Here is an 18,183-nt window from a genome sequence, read left to right as displayed (position 1 = left end):
CCATGATCCGGATTCTTGGTCACAACTACATCGGCGGTCAGCGTAGCGCCGCCGGCAGCATCAAGTTGCAGAGTGTCGATGCGACGACGGGGGAGGCCTTGCCCCACGATTTTTCCCAGGCGACAGTGCAGGAAGTCGATGCGGCGGCCGGCGCGGCGGCGGCCGCGTATCCGGTCTATCGCAGCCTGAGCGCGGAGCGGCGGGCGCAGTTTCTCGAGGCCATTGCCGATGAACTGGATGCCCTCGGTGATGATTTTGTCGCTGTGGTCTGCCGCGAAACGGCGTTGCCCGCAGGGCGGATTCAAGGCGAGCGTGGACGCACCAGCGGGCAGATGCGCCTGTTTGCCAAAGTCTTGCGGCGCGGTGATTTCTACGGCGCGCGAATCGACCGGGCATTGCCGGAGCGTCAACCGTTGCCGCGTCCGGACCTGCGTCAATACCGCATCGGCCTGGGACCTGTGGCGGTGTTCGGTGCCAGTAATTTTCCGCTGGCGTTCTCTACCGCCGGCGGCGATACCGCCTCGGCGCTGGCCGCCGGGTGCCCGGTGGTGTTCAAGGCCCACAGCGGTCACATGGCCACGGCTGAATGGGTGGCTGACGCGATCATTCGTGCTGCCGAGAAAACCGGGATGCCGGCCGGCGTGTTCAACATGATCTACGGCGGTGGCGTCGGCGAGGCGCTGGTCAAGCATCCGGCGATTCAGGCCGTTGGTTTCACCGGTTCGCTCAAGGGCGGTCGAGCCTTGTGTGACATGGCAGCGGCCCGTGCACAACCGATTCCGGTGTTTGCCGAGATGTCGAGCATCAACCCGGTGATCGTCTTGCCCGAGGCGTTGCAGGCGCGGGCCGACACGGTCGCCCGGGATCTAACGGCGTCGGTGGTTCAGGGCTGCGGCCAGTTCTGCACCAATCCGGGCCTGGTGATCGGCATTCGCTCAGCGCCGTTCAGTGCCTTTGTGCAGCAAGTGGCCGGGTTGATGGGCGATCAGCCGGCGCAAACCATGCTCAATGCCGGAACCCTGAGCAGCTACGGTCAGGGCTTGCAAAAACTGCTCGCGCATCCGGGGATTGAGCACCTGGCCGGCAATCCGCAACAGGGCAATCAGGCACAGCCGCAGCTGTTCAAGGCTGACGTCAGCCTGCTGCTCGATGGCGACGAAGTGCTGCAGGAGGAAGTGTTCGGTCCGACCACGGTGGTGGTTGAAGTGGCCGATCATGCGCAACTGATGGCCGCCCTGAATGGTCTGCACGGCCAGTTGACCGCCACCGTCATTGGCGAGCCGGAAGACTTCGAACAGTTCGCCGGGCTGACGGCGTTGCTGGAGCAGAAGGTCGGACGCATCCTGCTCAATGGCTATCCGACGGGCGTGGAAGTCTGCGATTCGATGGTCCACGGCGGGCCTTACCCGGCAACGTCCGATGCGCGCGGTACCTCGGTGGGCACACTGGCCATCGATCGTTTCCTGCGCCCGGTGTGCTTCCAGAACTACCCGGACAGCTTGCTGCCGGATGCGCTGAAGAACGGCAATCCGCTGCGCATCCAGCGACTGGTGGATGGACAGTCGTCCCGCGAGGCACTCTAGCGGCTGACCACAACCCCTGTGGGAGCGGGCTTGCTCGCGAATGCAGTTTATCGTTCAACATCTCTGTTGGCTGACACTGCGCTTTCGCGAGCAAGCCCGCTCCCACAGGTTTGTGTGAAACTTTGGTCGGGTGCATGAGCTATCATTGCGTCTTTCTCATTCAAAGATTGATTGCCATGACTTCCCCAACCGACACCTTGCTCAATGCCCTCGAACACTGCGGAATGGTGGAGATCGACGGGCTGCATGCCTTCGAATTCGCCCTCGACGAGTTCGATAACCTGCACATTGAATGCATGGATGGCCGTGCGGCCAAACACTGGGAGTTCACTCCGGCGCAGGTCCAGGCCGCGACCTTCGACTCTACGCTGCAAAGCTGGTTGATCACCGGTGACTCGGGTGAACACCGTTTGGTGTGCCTGGGCGATGTCGTCAGCGGTGACAACGAAGAAGACGACCAAGACGATGCGTAACCTCTGGCCACTATTGATGGCCGGCAGCATCGGCGCCATGGGCGTCCAGGTCGCATCCGCCGAGGACTATCAACTGCTGGTGGGCTCTTACACCGCCGGTCAAAGCCAGGGCATCTACCGCCTGGCGTTCGACAGCCGCACCGGGCAGATCGATGCCAGCCCCCTGCAAGTGCTCAAGTGCGAAAACCCGTCGTGGCTGACCCTGTCGAAGGATCAGCGACAGCTGTTCGTGGTCAACGAAAACGGCCCGGGTCAGACCGATCCGGTAGGGCGCGTCAGCAGTTTCGCGATTGATCCCAAGACCCACGCGCTGAGCCTGGTCAGCCAGGTGCAAAGCCTGGGCAACGAGCCGACCCATTCCAGCCTCAGCATCGATGGCAGCCATTTGTTTGTCAGCAATTACTCGGTGGCCGAAGACCCGGGCGGCACCCTGGCGGTATTGCCGGTGGCGGCCGATGGCAAGCTCAAACCGGTGGTGCAGATGAGCAGCCACCCGGCGAGCCGGGTCAATCCCGAGCGCCAGGCATCGGCCCATGTGCACTCGACGATCCCGTCGCCGGACGGCAAATACGTGTTCGCCAATGACCTGGGCGCCGACAAGGTGTTTGCCTACCGCTTCGACCCCAAGGCCAACCCGGAACTGCCGTTGACCCCGGCCACCCCGGCATTCGTGCAACTGCCGCCGGGCAGCGGGCCGCGCCACCTGCTGTTCAGCGCCGATGGCAAACATGCCTGGCTGACCATGGAAATGAGCGCGCAAGTGGCGGTGTTCGATTACCACGACGGCCAACTCGAACAGACGCAGATGGTAGATCTGGCTGCCGGGCAACCGGTATCGGACAAGGCTGCGGCGGCGTTGCATGCCTCGGCTGATGGCAAGTTCCTCTACGTCAGCAACCGTGGCACGGCCAATCAACTGCTGGTGTTTGCCATCGATCCGGCGACCGGCCACCTCAGTGAGCTGCAACGGCGGGCGGTGGAGGGCGATCATCCGCGGGAATTCAGCCTCGATCCGAGCGGCAAATTCCTGTTGATCGCCAACCAGAAGAGCAACCAGATTGTCGTCGTCGAACGCGACGTCAGGACCGGTCTGCTGGGCAAGACTGTGCAAAAACTGCCGATGGATGCCCCGAGCGACCTCAGGTTTCTACTGCGTCAATAAGCCGCAGGCCCCGGTTGATGGGGCCTGCCTGCTTTTATCAATGACGCTGATATCTGGTACTGCTACAAAGCATTTCAAGGCACGAACCCTCGAGGGTTAAGTTTGCTTCACAGCCCCACCGGGCAAGCAAGCCAACTGAATCCGAGGAATACCGCCATGAACTTCAACATCTTCTCTGTCATCGCCGCTTCCGCCATTTCCGCCACCGTTGCGCTGCCAGCCAGTGCCAACGTTGAAATCAGCGACAAAAAAGCCCACACCCAGAGCTACACCCCGAAGTACCTGCAACAGAGCGCCAACTTCTACGCCGCGCTGGATCACAAAACCCAAGCCTGAACGTCAGCCCTGCCTTTATGCAGGAGCGAAGTCACTGATGATCGAAGAGCCTGATGTTGAAAAACAGGTGTTGAAAACGATCGGAGTGATGTCGCTCCTGCATAACGCATTTGCGACAGCATCACTTTGCCATCAATGTCGCGCTTGATATCACATTGCCATGAGTTTAAATTGACGCTGATTTTTTGACTCCTCCTCACGGCAAGGATCGACAGCATGGTGACGCGTCTGGCATTGGTTCTACTTTTTCTCTATTCCACCCCCATTCTGTCGGCAGCCGACCCTGTTCCGAGTGAGCCGGATGCTGCGCGCGAGCGCTTGATGAGTTTTATTGAAGACTGAAATAGTCTGGCTTAATGATCAATGAAGTTGATGGTCACTATGGATAACCCTGAGTGGTTAACCAGGCTTTTTTGATCGATTCTGTGGGCATTGAAACATGCCTGCGGAGAACATCATGGCCAGCGCAATTCTCACTTCTGCCAAACACGGCGCCTATGTGGCAATCGGTCTTTACCTTGCCATGGTGCTGCTGGTCAGCCTTTCAGCACAGGCGCAATCCTCTTTCGAAGCACCGATACAGGTCGCTCATCCCGGCATCCAGTTTGAACACCGTGCGCAAAACGCCAGCGTTGATCAGGCTGAACTCGCAGGAGTCGTCGGCGCATGAAAGGACACAGACTCTGGGTCATTGCTTTCCTGGCGTTCATGACCAATGGATCCTCTCTGTTGGGGATCGGACAGGGCTCGGCAGGTTCGGTGGCTCGGGCCATCGAAGCCAATCACAACATTGCCCGCAGCATCGAAAACGCCAATGCCCAGGGCATGCTGGCCGGCAATCCACCGATCAGGAGTGAAGGTGTGGTTTTCGGCCCGTTCCAGGTCGATTGCTCGGCCATCGGGATGTGTCAGGTTCTGGCCTGAGTCTTCGACGCACCACGGACCTTTGTAGGAGCCAGCCTGCTGGCGATGGTGTATCAGGCACCACAGCGTCAACTGACACACCTTCGCCAGCAAGCTGGCTCCTACAGGGGACGGTTATTTCTTCATGATCGATGTGAACAGGACAGACTCCAAAAGCCGCTGTAGCCATGCCTGCAAGCGCAGGTAAGGCGTCTGCCCGAACCACACGCGGTCGACGTGGGCGAACTGGCGCACGAAGGGCATCAACGCCACATCCGCCAGGCTCGGATGGTCCGCCAGCAAATAGTCGCGCCCTTCCAGCAACTGATCCAGCCTGCGCAGGAACACCTCACCCTCAGTGCGATAAACCTCCATCGGCTGCTCGGGATAACGTTCCGCGTACTTGTAGCGATTCAAGTGCACCTTGAACACCTGATCGTTCTGTTCAATCAAAGGAGCGATTTGCTCCGCTGCGACAGGATCATCCTTGAGCAACCAGTCCTGCGGATCGTTCTGTGCCAGGGCCCAGCGCATGATGTCGAGGCTTTCGTCGATCACCCGGCCATCGGCGCTCAGTACCGGGACCGTGCCTTTGCCCGACAGCGCGAGCATCTCGGCGGGCTTGGCCTTCAGGCTGACTTCGACGATGTCCACGGCCACTCCCGAATAACGCAGGGCCATGCGTGCGCGCATGGCATACGGGCAGCGGCGGAAGGAATACAGCGTGTTCATTTCACCTCCAGGGTACTCAGGCCGTTGCCCTGGCGCTGGACCTGAATCTGCACCGGAATCCGTTCATGCATTTCCTGTACGTGGGAAATCACCGCGACCTTGCGGCCCTGGGCCTGCAAGCCGTCGAGGGCATCCATGGCCAGTTGCAGGGATTCGGGATCGAGGCTGCCGAAGCCTTCGTCGATGAACAGCGACTCGATTTTCAACGTGCTCGACGCCATCGACGCCAAACCGAGGGCCAGCGCCAGCGACACCAGGAAGGTCTCGCCACCGGACAGTGAGTGCACCGAGCGCAGTTCGTCGCCCATTTCCGTGTCCATCACCAGCAACCCGAGCATGCTGCCGCCGCGCTTGAGGCGATAGCGGCGCACCAGTTGGCGCAATTGCACGTTGGCGTGATGCACCAGCAGGTCGAGGTTGTAGGCCTGGGCGATCTTGCGGAAGGTGTCGCCGGTGGCGGAGCCGATCAACGCATTCAGGCGTGCCCAGCGTTGATACTCGTTGTAGGCGTCGGCAATTTGCTGCGCCAGGGCCTGATTGGCGTTCTGCCGGCGCTGGTCCTCGGCCTGCTCGGCGCGCAGTTCGGCGCAGTGTTGCTCGCTGGCGGCAGCGAGGTTTTGCAGGTCGATCAGCGCACTGGCCAATTGCTCGGCATCGAGGTTGCCGCTCTGTTGTGCCTGATGATTGAGCAGGTGTTTGTTGCGCTCCTGTACCAGGACGTTGGCCTGTTCGATGGCTTTTTCGCTGTGCTGCAAGCGCTGGCGCAGTTCGCTGACCTGGGTGTCGTCGATGCTCAACAGGTTTTCGAGGCCGCCGTCATCCAGCTCGGGATGACGGGCGCGCCAGTCGCCGATCTTGCCGGCGAGCTCAAGTTCTTCGCCTTCCAGTGCATGCAAGCGTTCCCGCTGGGCCTTGAGCTCGGCGGCGATTTGCACTGACTGCGTGACGACGCTTTGCAACGTCTGCGCAGTGCTGGCTTCGGCGCTGCGCGCCTGTTCCACGGTCTGTTCCAGTTGCTGCTGCCAATGCTCGGCGCTGCTGTGTTCGCCGAGTAATTGCCCGAGTGTGTGCTGGCTCGCCTGTTGCTGCTCGGCCAGTCCATTGAATTGCTGTTCGGCGGCCTGCAATTGCTGCACGCGGCTTTGCTGGCGATCCTGTTCCTTCTCCAGGTGTTGCTGGCGCTGTTGCTGCTCGGCCAATTCTTCCTTTTGTTGTTCGAGTTGCGCCAGGCGCTCGGCGATCTGCCGGTCGAGCTGCATGAAGGTCGCCGCCGGTTCGACGCGCAGCGCTTGCAGGGTCTCGGCCGGCAGCAGGTTGGCGAATGCCTTGAGTTCTTCGTCCAGACGCTGGCGGTCGTTGTTCAATTCGCGCTGTTGATTGCTCAGGTGCTGGGCCGCTTGCTGGTGCGCGGTTTCGGCATGGCGCAGTTGCTGGGTCAGGCGTGCGGCATCCTGTTGCAGGGTGAGCAGCGCGCTCTGCCGTTGCTCGTCCTGGTTGATGCTTTGGTTGAGCTGACTGTTTTGCTGGACGAGCCAGGCATCGCGTTTGGCGGCATCCTGATTCAGCAGTTGGGCCGCCAGCGGGTGCGCTTCCAGGCTCGGTGCGAGGGCTTGCTGCTGGGTCGCCAGTTGCTCCTGCTGTTGCAGCAGTTCCTTTTGCTGGGCGATCAGCCCGCCGACTTCGGCACGCAGGTCAGTGAGTTTTTCCTTGAGCAGGTCGACGGCCTTTTGCGCGTTGGCCTGTTCGCTTTCATCAAAACGACCGAGGCTTTGCAGCAGGGCTTCGGGCTGATGATAGGGATGCTCGTTGCTGCCGCAGACCGGGCATGGCTGATCGTCCTGCAACTGCGCGCGCAGCTCTTCGACACTGGCACTGCGCGCTAAACGCTGACGCTCCAGCAGTTCGCGAGTGACGTTGAGGGTCTGTTCGGCAACGCTCAGATCAGCCTTGGCCTTGACCCCGTCCTGGGTCAGGCGTTCACGTTCCTGCTGCGCGGTGAGCTGGCGCTGTTGCAGCTCGGCGCTGCGTTTGTCCAGGTCCTGCTGGCTGGCCCACAGGCGCGCAAGGTCTTCGACGGCGCGCAGTTGCTTGCGGTTGTCCTGCAACAGGCTACCCAGGATGCCGATCTGTTCGGCGACGGCATCCGGTTCGGCACCGGCCTCCTTGAACAGCACCTCCAGTTGCTGCTTCTGTGCGGTGAGCGCCTGGTCGGTGCTCGCGGCGTTTTGTTCGAGGCTGGCCAGTTCGGCCTGGCCCTGATTCAGTCGATTGCCGATCAGCATCAACTGTTGCAGGCGATCACGGTAGGCATTCCAGGCATCGCTCAGCGGTGCCAGATGCGTGCTTTGCTCAAGCCCGGTGGCGATGCGCTGCAAGTCCCCGGCGCCTCGGGCTTGCTGATCGAGCAAGGTCTGAATCGTGCCCTGGCCCTGGGTGCAGGCTTGTTGCGCCTGCTGCCTGGCTTCGGCGCTGAGGGCGGTGTCCTTGGCCAGGCGGGCGAGGGTGCTTTGGGCTTCGAAGGCCTGGCGCAGCAACGGTGCGCTGTCGGCTTGTCGCTGTTGGGTTTCGCTCAAGGCGATCCGGGCGCTGCCGAGCTGTTGCTCAAGCAGCGTCTGGCGCTCACCGAGTTCGCCATGTTGCTGCGTCTGCAAGGCAATTTGCGCCGCCAAGGGTGTCAGCAGCGCGTCGACCTCGGCTTTACGGGCGAACTGGTGCCGTTGCGGGGCCAGCTGTTCGAGACGGGTGAGCCTCAACCGCTCGCTGGCCAAGGCCTCCCAGTGGGTCTGCGCCGATTGCAGTTGTTCGCTGGCGGCCAGATGCTCGTCCTGCAATCGACGCAGGTCCTTGAGCCAGGTGTCCTGCAGTTCAAGCTGTTTGAGCTGCGCCTGTTGGGTCTTGAGTTGTTGCTGCGCCTGGCTGAAGCGCTCATCCAGTTCCGCGCGGGCTTCGGGTGACAGCGGCGTTACCCCGCTGGCCTGATCCTGCAGCAGCTTGTGCGCCTCGCGGGCCTCCTTGGTCTTGTCGAAGGCCCGACGACCGAGGCGAGTGTAGAGCGCGGTGTCGGTGAGTTTTTCCAGCAGTTCGCTGCGGTCGTTGTCGTCGGCCTTGAGGAACGCGCTGAACTCGCTTTGCGCCAACATCACCGCGCGGGTGAATTGTTCGAAATTCAGCCCCAGCGCGGCTTCGAGCTGAGTCTTGTATTCGCCTTTCTGGCTGGCGAGCAATTGATCCTGATCGATGTCACGCAAGCTCTGGCGGCTGGCCTGCAGCTTGCCAGCGGCCTTGTCCCGGGCGCGATTGGCCTCCCAGCGGGCGCGGTAGCGGCGGCCGTCGACGCCGACGAAATCCACTTCCGCATAGCCTTCACCCGTGCCGCGACGCAGCAGGGTGCGCGGGTCGCCGGTAGCGATTTCGCCGTCGGCGTCCGGCACCTTGGCGTCGCGGCCGGTGTTGTTCAGGCGCGGTACGGCGCCAAACAGCGCCAGGCACAGGGCATCGAGCAAGGTGCTTTTACCAGCGCCGGTGGGGCCGGTGATGGCGAACAGTCCGGCACTGGCCAGGGGTTCGGCGGTGAAGTCGATTTCAAATGGCCCGGCCAGGGAGGCGAGGTTTTTCAGGCGGATCGCGAGGATTTTCATGGTTGTTCGCTCTCCACCTGCACGTCCTGCAACAGCTCGGCAAAGTCCTTGAGGGTCTGCTCGTCGACCTCGCTGCCGTAGTTGTCCTGCCAGGCGCGGCTGAACAGTTCCTGAGGCGTGAGTTGGTCCAGTTCGATCAGCGTGCTGCCTTCGTCGGCACCGTCACGACCGCCGTTGCCGGCGTACTCGGCGGCGATGCGCACCAGGCGCACGGCCTTGCCTTGCAGGGCGGTTTCCACTTGATTGCGCAGGTCGGGCTGCGGTTCATCGAGGCGTACCCGCACCTCCAGCCATGGCTGGCGCTGGATGTCGGCCAACAGGTCGATGTTCGGCAGGTCTGCCAGTTGCACCAGGATCTCGCTCAATGGTGCCGGGCCGATGCGTTGCAGGTTGACCGCGCGGGGGATCAGTTTCGGCTCGACGCTGACCAGGGTTTCGCCATCGAGTTTGATGTCGAGGATCTGGTGCTGATAGCTGATCTCGGAGAACGACAACGGAATCGGCGAGCCGCTGTAGCGGATGCGCTCCTCGCCGTTGACCTTCTGCGGCTTGTGCAAGTGGCCGAGGGCAACGTAACTGATGCTCGGTCCGAACAGGCTGGCGGGCAGGGCTTCGGCATTGCCGATGATCAGGCTGCGCTCCGAGTCTTCCGACACCGAACCGCCCGCCATGTGCGCGTGACTGATGGCGATCAGTGCCTGGCCTTTCTTGCGCTTTGCGTTCGCCGCCTCGATCAGCCATTCATGGACCTGGCCAATGCCACGCAGGTAGTTGTCGCCCAGATGCGCGCCGGTGACTTCGGCAGGGCGCAGGAACGGCAGCGCCAGGCACCAGGCGACGGTTTTGCCTTTGGCATCCGGCAGCGGCAACAGCAAACGCTCGGCATCCAGTTGCCCGTCATCCAGCCACAACACACGACCGAGCGCGTGAGTGCGCAAGCGGCGCATCAACGGCGCGGGCAGTTCGATCCGCGAGCCGGAATCGTGGTTGCCGGCAATCATCACGATGGTCAGCAACGGCTGCTGTTCGTGGGCGCTGACGATGAAGTCGTAGAGACGCTCCTGGGCTTTGACCGGCGGATTGACCGTGTCGAAGATATCGCCGGCGATCAACAGCACATCCGGCTGGTCGAGCTTCAATTGACGCAACAGCCACTCGAGAAAACAGCCGTGTTCGAAATCGCGATCCTGGCCGTGCAGGTTCTGCCCGAGGTGCCAGTCGGAGGTGTGAAACAAGCGCAAGGCGAACTCCGCTACAAATTAGGTAATGGCCGCGTGAAAAATGAAGGCGGCGAAAGGGGGAAGAGTTTACTGGTAAACCGGTCGGGAGTGGTTGCACACCAAACTTCTTATGGCAGGGAGTTCTGTGGCGAGGGGGCTTGCCCCCGTTGGGCTGCGGAGCGGCCCCAGGTTTTTCCTGGTACACCGAGCCGCCCGGATTTACGGCCGCTTCGCGCCCGAACGGGGGCAAGCCCCCTCGCCACAAATGCATCTTTGTCGCCAGGTCGGTGTTTACTTGGGATAAAGCGGCGGCAACCCACTGTCACCGGCAGGGTCCTGAACCCGTTCGGCCATCGGGATCGCCTTGATCGCCCGCCACAGTTCGTCACCTTGCCAGTACTGGCCGGTTTCGCTGTACAACGCGCCGTTCAGGCCGTCGAGGGAGTCGGACAGAGGTACGAAGCGGGCGGCCATGTCGGCCAGGGTTTCCGGCTGCTGGCGGGCCCAGGCGTCGAGGGCCTGGCGGGTGGCGTGGGAGTCGTTGGCCTGGCAGGCGCGCTTGAGGTCGTCGAGCACGGTGCGCGGGCTCGGGCCGGTTTGCGCGACACGCGCCACCGCCGGTTGCCAGCGGGCACGCCACCAGAGGCCAAAGCCGAGCAGGGTGGTGCAGGCCAGGATCAAGGTACTGAGCTTCCAGCGCCAGAGTGCTTCGCTGTCGACGCTGGCATCGACCGGTGAGGCGCCGGCCGGGGTGTCGGCCAGCAGGCTCGGATTGGCCACCACGTGCAGCGTGCGAGCAGGCAGGCTGCTGTGTTCCAGATGATCTTCGAAGGTGTTCCACCAGACCACGTCGACGGTGGGCAGTTCGATGGCGCCGGTCCTTGTCGGCACCAGGGCCTCGCGGTCTTCACGACTGCCGACCAGGCCGCGTTCGCTGTTCTGGTTGCCGAGCACCGGTTGATCCGGGTAGCGGCGCAGGCCGCCGACGTCGGTGCCGGGCAGCGGTGGCAGTTGGGTGCTGGACAAGCCTTCGGCCTTCACCGTCAGGCTGCGGGTCAGCGAATCGCCGACCTGAGTGTGATCCGGCTCCGGGTTCCAGATTTCGCTCAGGGTCAGGCTGCGGGCAGGCAGCCAGGGCGCGTCGGCCGGATAGGTGAGGGGCTTGGCCTTGACCGTCAACAGCAGTTCGGCCGAGGTGACGCGCATCAGCTTGCCGGCTTTTGGCCCCTGGGCTGCATCCTGTACCGGTTGTGGGTCGACCAGTGCGGCGTTGAAGACCTGTGCCGGAATGATCAGTTCGCCGCTGTGTTGCGGGTAGATCGCGTAGCGCATTTCGATCACGCCATGGCGCAGGCCGTCGATGTCCTTTTCGTAGGTGCGTGAGTCGCCCAATTGTTCGATGCGTGCGTCAGGTATCTGCAAGGGTGGCAGGCTGCTGTCGTCGTACAGCGACACCGAATGGTAGATGCGCAGGGTCAGGACCGCCTGGGCCTGCACGTACACGCTGGTTTGATCGAGGCTGGCATCGATGAACACCGCGGCCCGCTGGTTCGGGTTGTCCGGTGTTGCGCTCTCGACCACTTGCAGGGTGATCGGCTGGCTCTGCAGTTCCCCCAGTTGCAATGACGGAATCACCACGCTGCCGTTTTGCCGGGGCAGGAGGGTGACGATCCAGCGGGTGGTGGCCTGGTTTTCTCCGCTCAGGGTGTTCAGCTGGTTGACCTGGCGTGTGCCGCGCACTTCGAACAACGGCTCCAGCGCCGCCAGGTCCGGTTTGCCGAACTGAGTGACATCGCTGGATTCCAGGGTCAGCTCGACCGTCTCGCCTGAGCTCAGGCGACTGCGATCAACACTGGCGACCAGTTCTGCTGCCTGTGCCTGTACGGTGCAGAACAACAGGCCATGCAGCAGCGCGAGCAATAAAACGGTGAAGCGGGTCATCGAGTTTCTTCCTGATCCTGATGTTGTTGCTGTTCGTACCAGAATTTGCGCCTGAGCAGTTCGCCGGGGTCATCCGGGATCTGTCGCAGCCATTGCTCCAGTGCCTGGCGCTGCTCACCTTCGATGCTGTCGGTGGCCGGGCGCAAGGGCGGTGTGGTGTGTTGTTCGTCACCCAGTTCGCTGCCCGGAACCTCGTTGCCACCCGGTTTCGGCGGTGTGGTGGGTGGTTGTTCCTCACCCGGGCGGCTCGGTTGCCCCTCGGTTTTCGATTCGCCGCTGCTCGAGGGTTGTGCGGCGGCACCTGGCGGTGGCTCCGGCGATTCGGCTTCGGGCCGGGCGTTGCTGGCGGTGTCTGGTTCAGGAGGAGTATTTTTCTCCTTGAGCAGGCGTTCGACCAACGCCTTGTTGGTCAGTGCCGGACGCAAATCCGGTTGACGTTCCAGTGCCTGTTCGTAAGCGTCCAGGGCTGCCTCCAGCTCACCGCTTTTGGCCAGGGCATTGCCTCGATTGTAGTGGGAGTGGGCATCGTCGCCTTCGGCAAACCGCTCGGCGGCGCCTGCGTAGTCGCCGGCCTCATAGAGCGCCACGCCTTGCCACTGATGATTTTCGAAGCGTCGGGAGGCCTCCGCAGGGCGCTTTTGCTTGAGTAAATGCAAGCCTTGTTGATCCGGACGTAGCCAAAGGTCCGCTAGGTCGAAGGCGTAGCTCGGTTGAGGCAGCGCCAATAGCAGCGGCAGGCACAGCAGCCAACCGCGACGTCCCGCGCAGGCCGCGAGCAGCAGCAGTGGCAGCAGCAGCCAGTACCCCTGATCGGCCCATGTGTCCAGGCGCAAGGTCTGACCGTCGTTGCGCAAGTGGCGTGGACCGTCGAGCAGGCCAAGGGCTTGCAGGTCGCTATCGTCCAGGCGCGCCTGGCGATAGCGCCCATCCAGGTCGTTGGCAAAATTTTTCAAGCCGGGCTCGTCCAGGCGCGGCACGAGAATGGCGCCTTGTTCATCCTTGAGGAAGCTGCCGTCTTCCTGGGTGATCGGCGAGCCTTCGGCGGTGCCGATGCCGAGCATCAAAAATTGAGTCGATTTGCCGTTCAGCGCGCGACGGATGCCCAGTCGCTCCTGGTCGGTCAGGGACGATCCAATCAGCAGGATCCGGCCATCGCCCAAAGCAGCCTGTTCGAGCAACGCCAGGGCCTTGAGCACCGCCAGATCGGCGCGATGACCGGCCGCGGGCATCAACGACGGTTTCAGTGCATCCAACAGATTGCGGCTGGTGGAAAGATCATCTGACAGCGGCACCAGCGTGTGGGCACTGCCGGCGTAGACGACGATGGCGGTTTGCGCGTCGCTGCGAATCTGCAGCAGATCAAGCACCTTGCGTCGTGCCTGTTCGAGTCGGTTGGGTGTGACGTCGGTGGCGAGCATTTCCGGGGTCAGTTCGAGAATCACCACCAGCGGATCGGCGGGCTTTTGACTGGTCTGCTCGACACGCTGCCAGCCCGGACCCAGCAGGGCGAGCACGGTCAACAGCCACGCGAGACCGAGGGCGATCCAGGGCAATTTACTGTCACGTCCACTGCCACCGCTGAGCAATGTCGTGTGAAAGGCTGCAGGCAGGATCATTTGCCAGCGCCCGGCGCGCTTCTTGCGGTGCCAGAGTTGCCAGAGCAACCAGCCAAGCACCGGCAGCAACAGCAGCCACCAGGGGCGGAACCAGTACGGCCACAGCGCACTCATCGGCGCCTCCGTAGGCGCAGGCGTTTGAGACGCTGGCGCCAGTCAGGCAGCAATTGCGTTTGCAAAAACAGATCCCTGGTAAACAGGCGTTGCAAGGGGTTGTCCGGCCAGAGTACGGGGGCCAGCAGCAGCATGCTCAACCACAGCGCCAGGGCCAGCGGCCAGTGATACAACGCTTGGGCCGGGCGGGCCTGGGTCGGTTGCTGGGCCACGGGCTCCAGTTGGTCAAGGGTGTCCTTGATCGATTGCAGTTCCTTGCCATCGTGGGCGCGGAAATACTGGCCGCCGGTGACTTCGGCGATGGCCTTGAGGGACGGCTCGTCGAGGTCCAGGCTCGGGTTGACGCCGAGGAAACCCACGGAGCCGCTTTGCTCTGGATCGGCGCCAATGCCGATCGGATAGATTTTCACGCCCTCCTTGGCCGCCAGCCGGGCTGCGGTGAGCGGGTCGATTTCACCGCCATTGTTGGCGCCGTCGGTGACCAGAATCAGTACGCGACTTGTTGCCGGACGCGAGCGCAGGCGCTTGAGGGCCAGGCCGATAGCATCGCCGATGGCGGTGTTTTTGCCGGCAATGCCGATACGCGCTTCATCGAGCCAGACGCGCACGGTGTGGCGGTCGAAGGTCAGCGGCGCCTGCAGGTAGGCCTGGCTACCGAACAGGATCAGGCCGACCCGGTCACCTTCGCGGCTTTCGAGGAAATCGCCGAGCAGGTGCTGGACCAACGCCAGTCGGCTCACTTCTTCGTCCTGCCACTGCATGTCAGGGAAGTCCATGGAGCCGGAAACGTCCACCGCCACCAGCAAGTCACGGCCACTGGCGGCAATCGGCAAGGGTTCGCCGAGCCATTGCGGGCGTGCCGCCGCAACCAGCAGCAACAGCCACAGCACTATGAACGGTGCCTGCTGGCGCCATGCTGGCAGGTTGGCCCGGGCGCGACGCCCGGCGAGGCCTTCCAGGTCGCTGAGGAAGCTGACCTTGAGCGCCGGTTCGCCACTGTCGGCCACCGGCAATACGATGCGCATCAGCCACGGCAGCGGCAGAAGGGCAAAAATCCACGGCCAGGCGAACTCAAACATGCTTGCGAATCCATGTGTCGACGGCCTGGGTCAGGCCGGCGATGGCCTTGTCGTCGAGTTTGCATTCGGGTTTGTAGGCGCCTTCGACCAGCACCATCCAGCGAGTCAGGCCGGCGGCCGGGCAGCGATTGTCGAGGAACGCCAGCCATTTTCGCCCGTTGAGGGTGTGGCTCTGGCTGTAGGGGTAGTGGTTGCGGCACAGGCGTTTGAGCAAACCGTTGAGTTGCTGCAGCCAGGCACCGGCCGGCGCACCGTCGTAGGGTTTGGGCATCAAGGCCAGCTCCGCCAGGGCGGCAAGACGCACCGGGTCAAGCGGCTGTTCTGCACGCACCACGGGGCGCCTGTCCGGAATAAAACGACGCAGCTTCCACAGGCCCAAACCGATCAGCGGCACCAACAGAAGCAGCAACCACCAACCTGGTGCCGGAGGCCAGAATTCCACCGGTGGCGGGGATATCAGTGGTTGCAGTTGATCAAGGCTGCTCATCGACCTTTCCCCGGTTTCTGTGGGTTCAGGTATTCGCGCAGTTGCTCGACCATCTCGCTCTGAGTGCTCAACGGCATCATCAGCACCCGCAGTTTTTGCGCGAGCAGCTCCCAGCGCGCGATACGCGCTTCAGCCTGGGCCCGGTAAGCCTGGCGCAGGTCGAAATTCAGCGTATCGAGTTCCAATTGCGCTCCGCGCTCGGCGAAACGTAAAAGGCCGGCGGCGGGCAGGGCATGATCCAGCGGATCGGACACCGGCAGCAGCAACAGGTCGCAATGACGCGATAACAGGCTCAGCTGTTGCTCGGCGCTTTCCGATAGCGCGCGTTCGTCGCAAATCACAATGACAAGGCTGCCCGGACGTGACACCTCACGCGCTCGGCGCAAGGCAATGCCAAAGGCGTCGCGGTCCGGCTCGCCCTCGGTGGTCAGCGACCGGTTGACCCGCACCAGCCGGTTGAGCAACTGCAGCAGGCTTTGCTTGCTGCGCCGAGGCTTGATTTCATAGTGCTCATTGTCGCCATACACCAGCCCGCCGACCCGGTCGTTGTGGCCCAGGGCTGCCCAACCGATCAGGCTCGCGGCCTGGGCGGCGAGCACCGACTTGAACATCAGGCCCGACCCGAAAAACAGCCGGTGGCTTTGTTCGACCATGATGAAAATCGGTCGCTCACGTTCTTCGTGGAAAAGTTTGGTGTGAGGCTCCTGGGTGCGCGCGGTCACACGCCAGTCAATGGTGCGCACATCGTCGCCGGCCTGATAGACCCGCACCTGATCGAAGTCGACGCCACGCCCGCGCAATTTGGAATGGTGCAGGCCGATCAGCGGGCTGCGTTGGCCAGGCGTGGAAAACAGCTGCACTTCGCGCACGCGATGGCGCATCTCGATCAGGTCGGCGAGGCTGACACGGATGCCCGGCTCGGGCGGCAGGCTGGCGTTCATCGGGGTCAAGCGACGGCTACGACGTCGAGAATCCGCTGGACCACACGGTCCTGATCGATGCCAGCGGCTTCGGCTTCAAAGGAAAGAATGATGCGATGGCGCAGCACGTCGAACAGCACGGCCTGGATGTCTTCCGGGCTGACGAAATCACGCCCGGCCAGCCAGGCGTGGGCGCGGGCGCAGCGGTCCAGGGCAATCGAACCTCGGGGACTGGCGCCGTAGGCGATCCACTCGGCCATCTCCGGATCGAATTTGGCCGGGGTGCGGGTGGCCATGACCAGTTGTACCAGGTACTCCTCCACGGCGTCGGCCATGTACAGACCGAGGATTTCCTTGCGCGCGACAAAAATCGTCTGTTGAGTAACCCGACGCTCAGGCTTCGCTTCGCCGTTCAGGGCTTCTCCACGGGCTTGCTGCAGAATCCGGCGCTCGACAGTGGCATCGGGAAAGCCGATTTTCACGTGCATCAGGAACCGGTCAAGCTGGGCTTCCGGCAACGGGTAGGTGCCTTCCTGCTCGATCGGGTTCTGCGTGGCCATCACCAGGAACAGCGGCGACAGCTCGTAGGTGCTGCGCCCGACACTGACTTGCCGCTCGCCCATGGCTTCGAGCAAGGCCGACTGGACCTTGGCCGGGGCGCGGTTGATTTCGTCCGCCAATACCAGGTTGTGGAAGATCGGGCCTTGCTGGAACACGAAGCTGCCGGTTTCCGGGCGGTAGATTTCCGTACCGGTAATGTCGGCCGGCAACAGGTCAGGGGTGAACTGGATGCGGTGGAACTGCGCTTCGATGCCTTCGGCAAGTTCTTTGATGGCTTTGGTCTTGGCCAGGCCAGGAGCACCCTCGACCAGCATATGGCCGTCGGCGAGCAGGGCGATGAGCAATCGCTCGATGAGTTTTTCCTGGCCGAGAATCTGCGTTGAAAGAAAGGTTCGCAGCGCTAGCAGCGCTTCACGATGTTCCATCGATGACTGTTCCTGCAAAAGGGTGGCCGAGGACGTTCGAAATGCGCCAGGGCTGGGGGCGTTACTTTAATCCATCGCGGGGGGTGGCGACTAACGGCATTTTGCGCAAAGTGCGGGAAAAGATGGGTGAAATTGTTGGAGGTTCGTTCCATTTCAGTATTGTGGCGGGCTTACTGACGCCATCGCGAGCAAGCTCGCTCCCACAGGGGACCACGCCGTCACTGAGGCATGCAATCAAATGTGGGAGCGAGCTTGCTCGCGATGAGGTCGGAACAGGCGCTGATATTCAGAGCTGGCTAATGAAGGTGCCAGTGCCTTCAAGAATGTTCTGCAAGGTTTCTTCCACTTCGGCCAGATCCACCATGTCGGCATCAAAGGTGATTTCCAGTACATCGTCGCCGTTGAGCGCATCGGCATCAGCCGCGGCAATTTCGATCTTCAGCAGGGAAGGGCTTAGGGTGACTTTCACGCCATCCAGGGTCGAAGGCTCGCCGTCGAGGGTGATTTCCAGCTCGTCTTCATCCGGGTAGCGGCTCATCAGGAACATTTCGCCCTGGTCGCTGTGGCAGCAGAGCATGGCCATGTTGTCTTCTTCGTCGTCGCAAGGGTTGACGATCAAGAGGGCAGTTTTCATTTTCATGGGAAATTCCTGGTTCGACGAGCGTGGTAAACGCAATAACGGGCGATTCTGCCAGCCCGCGCACATTTCTGCTTGTCCGAGTGTCAATGACCGGGTCGTGGACGGCCAGAGTGTTACTGGTCATTTCTGGTACGCATGTCCCGTAAAACCGGACAGAAAACCGTCATTTTCCTGTGCGAATGCTAGTGTTGTTCGATGCGCATGCGTTGAGCAGCGTACCGTTGACCGAATATGTCGCAGCACCGCAAGCACGGGCCTTGCCGCACTCGTTAAGCTGCGCAACGGATGAGCACCCGTAAAGACATTGCGCTGCACGCAGTCCAGTCGTTTTTGCAGATGCCCATTCACGGAAG

General features: G+C 62.2%; 17 protein-coding genes. 7 read left to right on the top strand and 10 right to left on the bottom strand.

What is annotated here, in order from left to right; genetic code table 11:
* Positions 1-2: 2 nt before the first annotated feature.
* The 7 genes from PSJE_RS03960 (at position 3) to PSJE_RS03935 (ending at position 4,478) form a co-directional block, all read left to right on the top strand.
* The gene (locus tag PSJE_RS03960) at positions 3-1,583 is read left to right on the top strand and encodes an aldehyde dehydrogenase (NADP(+)) (RefSeq protein WP_090455024.1); all 1,581 of its coding nucleotides are present in this window, start codon (positions 3-5) and stop codon (positions 1,581-1,583) included.
* A 134-nt stretch (positions 1,584-1,717) separates the two neighbouring features.
* Positions 1,718-2,056, top strand: coding sequence for a DUF5629 family protein (locus tag PSJE_RS03955; RefSeq protein ID WP_057715014.1), 339 nt, complete (start codon positions 1,718-1,720; stop codon positions 2,054-2,056).
* Complete coding sequence (locus PSJE_RS03950; protein ID WP_090455025.1) at positions 2,049-3,218, top strand: lactonase family protein; 1,170 nt, start codon at positions 2,049-2,051, stop codon at positions 3,216-3,218. The genes PSJE_RS03955 and PSJE_RS03950 overlap by 8 nt, the downstream gene beginning before the upstream one ends.
* Before the next feature lie 156 nt (positions 3,219-3,374).
* A complete protein-coding gene (locus PSJE_RS03945; protein WP_057715012.1) occupies positions 3,375-3,554 on the top strand; it encodes a hypothetical protein in 180 nt (59 codons plus the stop codon).
* 216 nt (positions 3,555-3,770) lie between these two features.
* Positions 3,771-3,896 carry a hypothetical protein gene (locus PSJE_RS31900; RefSeq protein ID WP_256353340.1) on the top strand — a complete coding sequence of 42 codons (126 nt, stop codon included), beginning with the start codon at positions 3,771-3,773 and terminating at the stop codon, positions 3,894-3,896.
* A 115-nt stretch (positions 3,897-4,011) separates the two neighbouring features.
* Entirely contained in the window at positions 4,012-4,224 is a 213-nt protein-coding gene (locus tag PSJE_RS03940; protein ID WP_090455026.1) for a hypothetical protein, read from the top strand.
* Positions 4,221-4,478 carry a hypothetical protein gene (locus tag PSJE_RS03935; RefSeq protein ID WP_090455027.1) on the top strand — a complete coding sequence of 86 codons (258 nt, stop codon included), beginning with the start codon at positions 4,221-4,223 and terminating at the stop codon, positions 4,476-4,478. Before PSJE_RS03940 ends, PSJE_RS03935 begins: the two co-directional genes overlap by 4 nt.
* A 114-nt stretch (positions 4,479-4,592) precedes the next feature.
* Here PSJE_RS03935 and PSJE_RS03930 read toward each other — a convergent pair whose 3' ends face one another.
* The 10 genes from PSJE_RS03930 to PSJE_RS03885 all read right to left on the bottom strand — a co-directional run bounded on the left by PSJE_RS03930 (position 4,593) and on the right by PSJE_RS03885 (position 17,830).
* Positions 4,593-5,189: a glutathione S-transferase gene (locus PSJE_RS03930; protein ID WP_090455028.1), complete on the bottom strand. Its 597-nt coding sequence runs from the start codon at positions 5,187-5,189 to the stop codon at positions 4,593-4,595.
* Positions 5,186-8,827 carry an AAA family ATPase gene (locus tag PSJE_RS03925; protein ID WP_090455029.1) on the bottom strand — a complete coding sequence of 1,214 codons (3,642 nt, stop codon included), beginning with the start codon at positions 8,825-8,827 and terminating at the stop codon, positions 5,186-5,188. Before PSJE_RS03925 ends, PSJE_RS03930 begins: the two co-directional genes overlap by 4 nt.
* Positions 8,824-10,068, bottom strand: a complete 1,245-nt coding sequence (locus PSJE_RS03920) for an exonuclease SbcCD subunit D C-terminal domain-containing protein (RefSeq protein WP_090455030.1) — start codon at positions 10,066-10,068, stop codon at positions 8,824-8,826. The genes PSJE_RS03925 and PSJE_RS03920 overlap by 4 nt, the downstream gene beginning before the upstream one ends.
* Positions 10,069-10,338: 270 nt before the next feature.
* Positions 10,339-11,988 carry a BatD family protein gene (locus PSJE_RS03915; RefSeq protein ID WP_090455031.1) on the bottom strand — a complete coding sequence of 550 codons (1,650 nt, stop codon included), beginning with the start codon at positions 11,986-11,988 and terminating at the stop codon, positions 10,339-10,341.
* The gene (locus PSJE_RS03910) at positions 11,985-13,718 is read right to left on the bottom strand and encodes a VWA domain-containing protein (protein WP_090455032.1); all 1,734 of its coding nucleotides are present in this window, start codon (positions 13,716-13,718) and stop codon (positions 11,985-11,987) included. Before PSJE_RS03910 ends, PSJE_RS03915 begins: the two co-directional genes overlap by 4 nt.
* Positions 13,715-14,797 carry a vWA domain-containing protein gene (locus PSJE_RS03905; protein ID WP_090455033.1) on the bottom strand — a complete coding sequence of 361 codons (1,083 nt, stop codon included), beginning with the start codon at positions 14,795-14,797 and terminating at the stop codon, positions 13,715-13,717. Before PSJE_RS03905 ends, PSJE_RS03910 begins: the two co-directional genes overlap by 4 nt.
* Positions 14,790-15,284, bottom strand: a complete 495-nt coding sequence (locus tag PSJE_RS03900; RefSeq protein WP_057715004.1) for a DUF4381 domain-containing protein — start codon at positions 15,282-15,284, stop codon at positions 14,790-14,792. Before PSJE_RS03900 ends, PSJE_RS03905 begins: the two co-directional genes overlap by 8 nt.
* Complete coding sequence (locus tag PSJE_RS03895; protein WP_057715003.1) at positions 15,281-16,225, bottom strand: DUF58 domain-containing protein; 945 nt, start codon at positions 16,223-16,225, stop codon at positions 15,281-15,283. The genes PSJE_RS03900 and PSJE_RS03895 overlap by 4 nt, the downstream gene beginning before the upstream one ends.
* A gap of 5 nt (positions 16,226-16,230) precedes the next feature.
* Positions 16,231-17,190, bottom strand: a complete 960-nt coding sequence (locus PSJE_RS03890) for an AAA family ATPase (RefSeq protein ID WP_057715002.1) — start codon at positions 17,188-17,190, stop codon at positions 16,231-16,233.
* A 286-nt stretch (positions 17,191-17,476) separates the two neighbouring features.
* Positions 17,477-17,830, bottom strand: coding sequence for a hypothetical protein (locus tag PSJE_RS03885; protein WP_090455034.1), 354 nt, complete (start codon positions 17,828-17,830; stop codon positions 17,477-17,479).
* Positions 17,831-18,183 lie beyond the last annotated feature (353 nt).

Source organism: Pseudomonas jessenii (assembly GCF_002236115.1).
GTDB lineage: Bacteria > Pseudomonadota > Gammaproteobacteria > Pseudomonadales > Pseudomonadaceae > Aquipseudomonas > Aquipseudomonas jessenii.
Note: the sequence above shows the minus strand (reverse complement) of the source record. Positions and strands in the feature narration are given on the sequence as shown.

Coding starts and splice junctions, on each gene's coding strand:
- PSJE_RS03960 (WP_090455024.1), top strand. CDS start 3: ATGATCCGGATTCTTGGTCACAACTACATCGGCGGTCAGCGTAGCGCC.
- PSJE_RS03955 (WP_057715014.1), top strand. CDS start 1,718: ATGAGCTATCATTGCGTCTTTCTCATTCAAAGATTGATTGCCATGACT.
- PSJE_RS03950 (WP_090455025.1), top strand. CDS start 2,049: ATGCGTAACCTCTGGCCACTATTGATGGCCGGCAGCATCGGCGCCATG.
- PSJE_RS03945 (WP_057715012.1), top strand. CDS start 3,375: ATGAACTTCAACATCTTCTCTGTCATCGCCGCTTCCGCCATTTCCGCC.
- PSJE_RS31900 (WP_256353340.1), top strand. CDS start 3,771: ATGGTGACGCGTCTGGCATTGGTTCTACTTTTTCTCTATTCCACCCCC.
- PSJE_RS03940 (WP_090455026.1), top strand. CDS start 4,012: ATGGCCAGCGCAATTCTCACTTCTGCCAAACACGGCGCCTATGTGGCA.
- PSJE_RS03935 (WP_090455027.1), top strand. CDS start 4,221: ATGAAAGGACACAGACTCTGGGTCATTGCTTTCCTGGCGTTCATGACC.
- PSJE_RS03930 (WP_090455028.1), bottom strand. CDS start 5,189: ATGAACACGCTGTATTCCTTCCGCCGCTGCCCGTATGCCATGCGCGCA.
- PSJE_RS03925 (WP_090455029.1), bottom strand. CDS start 8,827: ATGAAAATCCTCGCGATCCGCCTGAAAAACCTCGCCTCCCTGGCCGGG.
- PSJE_RS03915 (WP_090455031.1), bottom strand. CDS start 11,988: ATGACCCGCTTCACCGTTTTATTGCTCGCGCTGCTGCATGGCCTGTTG.
- PSJE_RS03910 (WP_090455032.1), bottom strand. CDS start 13,718: ATGAGTGCGCTGTGGCCGTACTGGTTCCGCCCCTGGTGGCTGCTGTTG.
- PSJE_RS03905 (WP_090455033.1), bottom strand. CDS start 14,797: ATGTTTGAGTTCGCCTGGCCGTGGATTTTTGCCCTTCTGCCGCTGCCG.
- PSJE_RS03900 (WP_057715004.1), bottom strand. CDS start 15,284: ATGAGCAGCCTTGATCAACTGCAACCACTGATATCCCCGCCACCGGTG.
- PSJE_RS03895 (WP_057715003.1), bottom strand. CDS start 16,225: ATGAACGCCAGCCTGCCGCCCGAGCCGGGCATCCGTGTCAGCCTCGCC.
- PSJE_RS03890 (WP_057715002.1), bottom strand. CDS start 17,190: ATGGAACATCGTGAAGCGCTGCTAGCGCTGCGAACCTTTCTTTCAACG.
- PSJE_RS03885 (WP_090455034.1), bottom strand. CDS start 17,830: ATGAAAATGAAAACTGCCCTCTTGATCGTCAACCCTTGCGACGACGAA.